This is a genomic window from Nocardia niwae NBRC 108934 = DSM 45340 (genome assembly GCF_001613465.1).
Taxonomy (GTDB): Bacteria; Actinomycetota; Actinomycetes; order Mycobacteriales; family Mycobacteriaceae; genus Nocardia; species Nocardia niwae.
On sequence record NZ_BDCK01000052.1, the window covers coordinates 45,278 to 51,598 of the forward strand.

7 protein-coding genes and 1 pseudogene are annotated in these 6,321 nt (G+C 68.7%); 4 read left to right on the plus strand and 4 right to left on the minus strand.

All coding sequences use genetic code 11. The features are described 5' to 3' along the window. Positions 1-63: 63 nt before the first annotated feature. Positions 64-915: a crotonase/enoyl-CoA hydratase family protein gene (locus NNI01S_RS30690; protein ID WP_063024666.1), complete on the plus strand. Its 852-nt coding sequence runs from the start codon at positions 64-66 to the stop codon at positions 913-915. A 160-nt stretch (positions 916-1,075) separates the two neighbouring features. Here the strand turns inward: NNI01S_RS30690 and NNI01S_RS30695 are convergent, their stop codons facing one another. Beyond that, entirely contained in the window at positions 1,076-1,750 is a 675-nt protein-coding gene (locus tag NNI01S_RS30695; RefSeq protein WP_063024668.1) for a cyclase family protein, read from the minus strand. Between the two features lie 132 nt (positions 1,751-1,882). Between NNI01S_RS30695 and NNI01S_RS30700 the strand changes: the two genes are divergently transcribed. Beyond that, positions 1,883-2,089, plus strand: coding sequence for a hypothetical protein (locus tag NNI01S_RS30700; RefSeq protein WP_063024670.1), 207 nt, complete (start codon positions 1,883-1,885; stop codon positions 2,087-2,089). Between the two features lie 13 nt (positions 2,090-2,102). Here NNI01S_RS30700 and NNI01S_RS30705 read toward each other — a convergent pair whose 3' ends face one another. After that, positions 2,103-2,987, minus strand: coding sequence for an alpha/beta fold hydrolase (locus NNI01S_RS30705; RefSeq protein WP_063024672.1), 885 nt, complete (start codon positions 2,985-2,987; stop codon positions 2,103-2,105). A 245-nt stretch (positions 2,988-3,232) separates the two neighbouring features. Further along, positions 3,233-3,469: a hypothetical protein gene (locus tag NNI01S_RS30710; protein ID WP_063917740.1), complete on the minus strand. Its 237-nt coding sequence runs from the start codon at positions 3,467-3,469 to the stop codon at positions 3,233-3,235. Positions 3,470-3,725: 256 nt separating this feature from the next. On the opposite strand from NNI01S_RS30710, the gene NNI01S_RS30715 reads away from it, so the two are divergent. Then, positions 3,726-5,261, plus strand: coding sequence for a hypothetical protein (locus NNI01S_RS30715; protein WP_157115108.1), 1,536 nt, complete (start codon positions 3,726-3,728; stop codon positions 5,259-5,261). 321 nt (positions 5,262-5,582) lie between these two features. Continuing rightward, complete coding sequence (locus tag NNI01S_RS30720; protein WP_063024676.1) at positions 5,583-6,068, plus strand: DUF2505 domain-containing protein; 486 nt, start codon at positions 5,583-5,585, stop codon at positions 6,066-6,068. Between the two features lie 28 nt (positions 6,069-6,096). Here the strand turns inward: NNI01S_RS30720 and NNI01S_RS35535 are convergent. Next, a pseudogene (locus NNI01S_RS35535) lies at positions 6,097-6,321 on the minus strand (esterase family protein); the annotation flags it as partial.

The following is a 6,321-nucleotide window of genomic DNA, read 5'->3' on the forward strand; positions in this document are numbered from 1 at the left end:
GCCCGTGGCGACGCGAACCCCCTGCAGGAGCGGCCGGCTCGGCGTGATGGCAAGCTGTCCGTTATGGCCGATATTCGCCTGGACGTCTCCGACGCCATCGCCACCATCACCCTCGACCGTCCCGAGCAGCTGAACGCGTTCACCACAACCATGGGATCCGAGCTGATCGAGGCGTTCGACACCTGCGACCGCGACGATCGGATCCGCGCAGTCGTCATCACGGGCGCCGGACGCGCCTTCTGCGCGGGCGCGGACCTGTCGGCGGGGGCGGAGACGTTCGTGGCGGACGACCCGGATGCCGCCGAATCCTTCCGCGACAGTGGCGGCGAGCTCGTCCTGCGCATGTTCGAATGCCGTAAGCCGATAATCGCCGCCATCAACGGCCCGGCCGTCGGGGTCGGCATCACCATGACGCTCGCGGCGGACTTCCGGCTCGCCGTCGACAGTGCCCGGATCGGGTTCGTCTTCAATCGGCGCGGCATCGTTCCCGAGTCCTGCTCCAGTTGGTTCCTGCCCCGGCTGGTGCCGATGCAGACCGCGCTGGACTGGGTGTACTCGGGCCGTCTCGTGGACGCGGCCGAAGCGCTCGACGCGGGATTGTTCTACGCGCTGCATCCGGCGGAGACACTGCTCGACGAGGCCCGTTCGCTCGCCCGCCGCGTGACCGAGCATTCCGCACCCGTCTCGGTGGCGCTCTCCCGGCAGATGCTGTGGCGCAACCTCGGATCGGAGCATCCGATGATCGCCCACCGCATCGAATCCCGTGGCATCTACCACCGCGGCGCCGCCGCCGACGCCCGGGAAGGCGTCACGGCGTTCTTGGAGAAGCGGCCCGCCCGATTCCCGGACAGCGTCGAGCGCGACGTCCCGGACATCTTCGGCGGCGATCTCGCGATCCCGCCGTTCCTGCCCTAGTTTCCCGGCGAGAGAAGCGGATTCGAGGTCTCGGCCGCCGGTCGGGATCCGTCGACCGCGGCGAGGAACTCCAGCAACAGCGCGGTGATCACCGCCGGCTGTTCCGAGCTGCTGGTGTGACCGCACTTCGCGATGGAGTGCAGCCGGGGTCGAAAGACTGCTACCGCTGCCCCGCTCCCCGGTGCTCGGTCCACGCCACGGCGCGCAGCGGGAACGATCCCGTCCCACGCACCGGCGCAGGCAGTGCGACCAACTTGGCGCCGGTGTCGGGGACCGCGTCCAGATTCGTCAGCTGCTCGATGATCGGAATCCCGGCGCCGAGCAGCGTGTGGTGACACGGCCGCGTCGGCAAGGACGTGTCATCGATGTTCAGCGAGTCGATACCCACCAGTGCCACATTCGCGGCCACCAGCGCATCCGCCACCTCACCCACCAGGAACGGATGGCCGGGTTCCCGATACGCGGACGAACCCCACTTGTCCGACCAACCGGTGTGCACCAGCACCGCCTTGCCCCACAGGCGCGCGGGATCGCCGAGCACATCCGGCCCCACCGCGTGGAGTCCCGCGGCGCGGATCACCACGATCGGCACGTTGAACAGCCGTTCCACCGGCAGCTCGGCGACATCCGCTCCCTCCGCGTGGAAATGGAACGGCGCGTCGATATAGGTCCCGGTAGGACCCACCATATCCACGCGCGCGATGTCGTAGGTCATGTCGACCAGCGGCGACTGGTCACGTGCCACAGCCGTGGTGACCCGCGGTGCGGGCAAGCCCGGCTGGGTGAGCATGCCGTCCGAGATCGGATGCGACAGCTCCATGATGGCTCGGCTCATGCCAGGGACGCTACCCGCGCTCGCGTCCGGCGACGTTCGCCTCGGCGGTGGAGACGTACCGCGCCGTGCCGATCGAAATCGGTGCATGCGGATCGGCCCGAAGAAGCGCAGAATGGAAACCGAAAGGTCGTTATGAAATTGCTACAGGGTCTACTCGGTGTGGTGCTGGGGATTCTCACGGCCGTGCTCGGCACGGTCCTGGGGTTGCTGGCGGCCGTGGTGTGGCTGGTCGGCGCCATACTGTGCGTGACGATCCTCCTGCTTCCACTGGGCCTGCCGGTCGTGAAGCTCGCCCGCCGCCTGTTCACTCTCTCGCGGCGGCTGATGCGGCTGCCCTGAGATCCGCCGCGCGTCAGTCGATCAGCTTCCTGAGAACGTCGATGACGGCGCTGGGCATTTCCTCCGGGAGGAAGTGACCGCACCGCATGGTGTCGGCGCGAAGATCGCGCGCCCAGCCGGACCAGATCGAGCGGGGATCGAATGGAAGGACCACCTCGCCCGGGTCTTGCCAGAGCGCCGCGACCGGCATGTTCAGCCGCCGACCCGCACGGCGGTCGGCTTCGTCGTGGACATGGTCGATATAGGCGCTTGCCCGGTAGTCGGCGCAGATCGCACGGATGGCGTCGGGAGACCCGGACGCGGCGAGATACGCGGCGCGGACGTCGGCGGGGATCGCGCCGGGTATCCGGCACCAGCCGTCGAGGAAGTGCCCGAAGAACAGATCGGGGTCGGCGCGAATCATGTGCTCGGCCAGTTCGGACGGTTGTGCGAGCAGGTACAGATGGAAGGCGAAGATCCCGGAGGTGCCCCGCAGTGTCGACCACATGTCCGCTGCCGGTAGGACGTCGAGTATCGCGAGATGGCTGATCGAGTCCGGATGGTCCAGTCCCGCACGGAAAGCGACCAATCCGCCTCGATCGTGACCGGCGAGCGCGAACCGATCGTGGCCGAGCGACCGCATGAGCTCGATGATGTCGGCGGCCATCGTCCGTTTGGCGTACATCTCGCCGTCCGGCCCGCCGACGGGCTTGTCACTGTCGCCGTAGCCGCGCAGATCCGGGCAGATCACCAGATGATCCCGCGCGAGGTCGGTCGCCACGTGACGCCAGGCTAGATGGGTCTGCGGGAAGCCGTGCAGCAGCACGATCGGAGCACCGGATCCCGCCATGGCGACGTGCAGGCCGACGTCACCGACCGGCACCCGCTCGTAGGTGAAGCCGGCGATTCTGTTGCTCATCTCTCGGACGGTAGGCCACGGCACCGACAGTCTCGCGGCATCGCTCCCTGACCGAATCGGCTGGAGTGATCGCGAACCCGCCTGCACGGCATCACGATGCGGGTTCGCCGGGCAGCCGGTTCCGCTCGAACCGCGCCACCGACCGGACCATCGCCGACGTCGGCGGCGGCGCCCCCGATCTGCCCGCGCCCGCACCGGCGCCGCGATGAGCGGGCGCCGGACTTCCGCAGTGCGAAGTCGGCGGCTCATCGCGCCCGAGCAGTAAGCGGTGACCAACCCCCGCCCGGGTGCGGGAACAACAGTGGCGCCAGGAAACGCCGGGCGAACTCCTTCGCCGCGGCGGCATCGGCGAGCGGCAGCGCGCCCCGCGGATCGGAGATGAACGACATCGTCAGGCGGACGAACAGCTCGGCGACCACTTCCGCGTCGAAGACGCCCAGCTCGCCCCGTTTCTGCCAGTGCACGATGAAGCGTGCGACCAAGGCCCGGCCCTGCTCGATGAACCGGCCGCTTCGCCACGAACTTCGCCGATCGCGGCGTCCGTTCGGGCTTCTCGGCTCTGCTCGGCTGCCCGATCTGAGCGACCTCGCCAATGGCGGCCCGCTCGGACCATGATGATAGTTTTCGAAGGATCCGCTATCACCCGGAGCCTGGGCGCGCGTGGTTGCGTCCCGCCCGGCGAGCTGCCATCCTCGTGTTCATGATCATTCACGGAAAGGGCGTCCTGCGCCCGGCTCGATGAGCCCCCACTCGGCCACGTTCGTGGCCCACGCGCTCTCTCTCGCCGCTCTGCACGGTCCCGGCCCTTGGCCGCGTGAGGGGTACCCCCTACCGGACGAACAGCCCCGCGACGCGGGCGAGATCGTCTTTCCCAGTGTCGTATACGACGGCGTCAGCACCCATCACTTCGGCACGAATGCGCATCCGGTCGCCGAACTCACCGACCGCATTCTCGCCGACCTCGATGATCCGGCCCGCCTGCTCGAGCATTTCGCCGATCTACGGGCGGTGAACATCGCGGACGATCTCGTGACCGAGCTCCGCTCACGGCACTATCCACCCGGAAAGCTTCATCGCGCAGCTCGATTCGTGGCCGAGAACGCCACGCGGCGCGAGGTCGCCAAACTCGGCATCGTGCTGCTGGGCACGTGTGGCGACGAACGCGACCGCGAACTGCTCCAGTTGCTGGGTTCGCTCGAGGAACTCGCCTTGTTCGCCGTGGTCGCGCTCATGAAGACCCAGCCCGATCGGCACCGCGCGGTGTTCGAACTGGCGCAGCGCCTCGAAGGCTGGGGCCGGATCCACGCGGTGGAACGGCTGAAAGGCTCTGCCGATCCGGACATCAAAGCGTGGCTGCTGCGTGAAGGCTTCCGCAACGGCGTGATGAACGAGTACCTCGCGTGGATCGCAGCCACGACCGGCGGTTTGTACGAGGCTCTGCTCGATGACGACATCGACGACGCCCTGCTCGACGGCGCGGCGGACATCCTGCGAGCCCTCGCGAACGGCGGGCCTGCCGAGGACATGTCCGACTACGACGACGCGGTACCGGTCATGCACCGCTTCGCAGAACTGCTCACCCAGGCCGAACCCACCCTCGGGCGTCTCGACGCCGCGCTGGCCCTCGCACGCCTGGCGGCCGGTACCGGCTTCGAGTGGCCCGACGGCGAACCGGACCGGCTGCGATCCAGGTACACCTTCCTCACCGCTCAGCGGCGGTGGCGCGATCTGGTGACCCGCGAGCTCGCGTCCCACGCCGTCCCCACCGAACCGGAGACTCCCGGCACGCGCCGATCCAACGCATTCGCGGTCGCACTCTCCTGCGCGGCACGGCTGGGCATGGCCGTGTTGCCGAATGCGCTCGCGCGCTTGCGGATCGATCCGCACAACGCGTATGTCTGGCAGTGGGCGATGCAGCACGCCGGCCGCACCACGGTCGAGCACGTCCTCGCGCTGGCCGAACAGCTGCTTCCGCTCGACGAGTTGGCCACGGGCCCAACCGAAGCGCTGGGCCTTGGCCCCGGCTACGTGGGCGACAGGGTGATCGAAATCATCGCCTGGAATCTGCGCGACCATCCGGGCGCGGGGCACACGCTGCTGCGGGCCGCGCTCGGCAATCGGGTCATCGGGTGCCGCCGCGCGGCCCTCGCCGCGCTCGAAGCGTGGCTGCCGGACGCTCGGCCGCCCCACGCCCGCGAGTGGGTCGCGGCGGCCGCCGAACGGGAGATCGACCTCGATCTCCGCCGGGACATGCTGGCATTCCTGGAGACGTGAACCGTAACGCGGTGGGCGACCGACAGCGAAAGTCGCCCATCGCGGCCCGGCTACCCGAAACCGTGGCCTGCGCCGACTCAGGACGAGCCCGGTCGGCGCCCGGGTCTTACGGCGTGGGACTCCGCAGAGGTTCCCGGCCGACACCACCGCAGATCGGGGGCGGCGCCTTTCCTGCCGTGGCGAGGCGCCCACTCCCGGCGGCGACAACGGAAGGGACGCCGTGAAAGCCTCTGCCCAGCAGTAGAATTCAGCGGATTCCGGCGCGAGGACGGCGGCGATCCGTCGATTCGGGACGCGTCGCGGCAGGTAGCGTGTGTCGGTATGGCGACCCCCTTGGCGTATACGGCCACCTACTCCCATTCGGCCGACGCGCTGCGTGCGGCGCTGGCCGACGCGCAGTACTGGAAAGACCGCATCGAGGAGGTCGGCGGAGCCGACGCGCGGCTCGTCGAGTTCGACGCGGACGACGACAGGCTGCAGGTGCGGATGGTGCAGACCGTCCCGGCGGCGGAGTTGCCCGGCGTCATCACCGCGGTGCGACCCGAAGGCCTGGTCATCACCCGCGTCGAGACCTACACCCATGAGGGCGGCAGTTTCGACGCCCGCGTCGAGGGCGTGCCCGCCAAGGTGAGCGGCACCGTCCGGCTCACCGAGAGTGACGACGCGGCGGTGGCGGTCGTCGACGGCGCGGCCGAAGTCGGCATCCCCCTGTTCGGCAAGAAGATCGAAGCCGCGGTGGTGGCCCGCCTCCTAGAAATGCTCGCCGCGGAGGCGGAATACACGGACACCTGGATCGCCGACCACTGACCCCTGGTCCAAACGAGAGCGACGACGTTCACGGATGATCGGCCAGCGCACCCCCGATCGTGTCCCATGACTTGTGCAGGTCGTCCTGCCAGTACCCCCAGGAGTGGGTTCCGGTGGGACGCAGCTCGAATGTTGCCGGGACGCCCAGATCACGCAGCCGATCCCGGAGTTGTCGCGTGCACAGATTGGTGACGGCTTCCATCGGAGCGCCGATGATCAACTGGTAGGCCAGCTGTATCCCGGAGCCGTGCGC

Coding starts and splice junctions, on each gene's coding strand:
- NNI01S_RS30690 (WP_063024666.1), top strand. CDS start 64: ATGGCCGATATTCGCCTGGACGTCTCCGACGCCATCGCCACCATCACC.
- NNI01S_RS30695 (WP_063024668.1), bottom strand. CDS start 1,750: ATGAGCCGAGCCATCATGGAGCTGTCGCATCCGATCTCGGACGGCATG.
- NNI01S_RS30700 (WP_063024670.1), top strand. CDS start 1,883: ATGAAATTGCTACAGGGTCTACTCGGTGTGGTGCTGGGGATTCTCACG.
- NNI01S_RS30705 (WP_063024672.1), bottom strand. CDS start 2,987: ATGAGCAACAGAATCGCCGGCTTCACCTACGAGCGGGTGCCGGTCGGT.
- NNI01S_RS30715 (WP_157115108.1), top strand. CDS start 3,726: ATGAGCCCCCACTCGGCCACGTTCGTGGCCCACGCGCTCTCTCTCGCC.
- NNI01S_RS30720 (WP_063024676.1), top strand. CDS start 5,583: ATGGCGACCCCCTTGGCGTATACGGCCACCTACTCCCATTCGGCCGAC.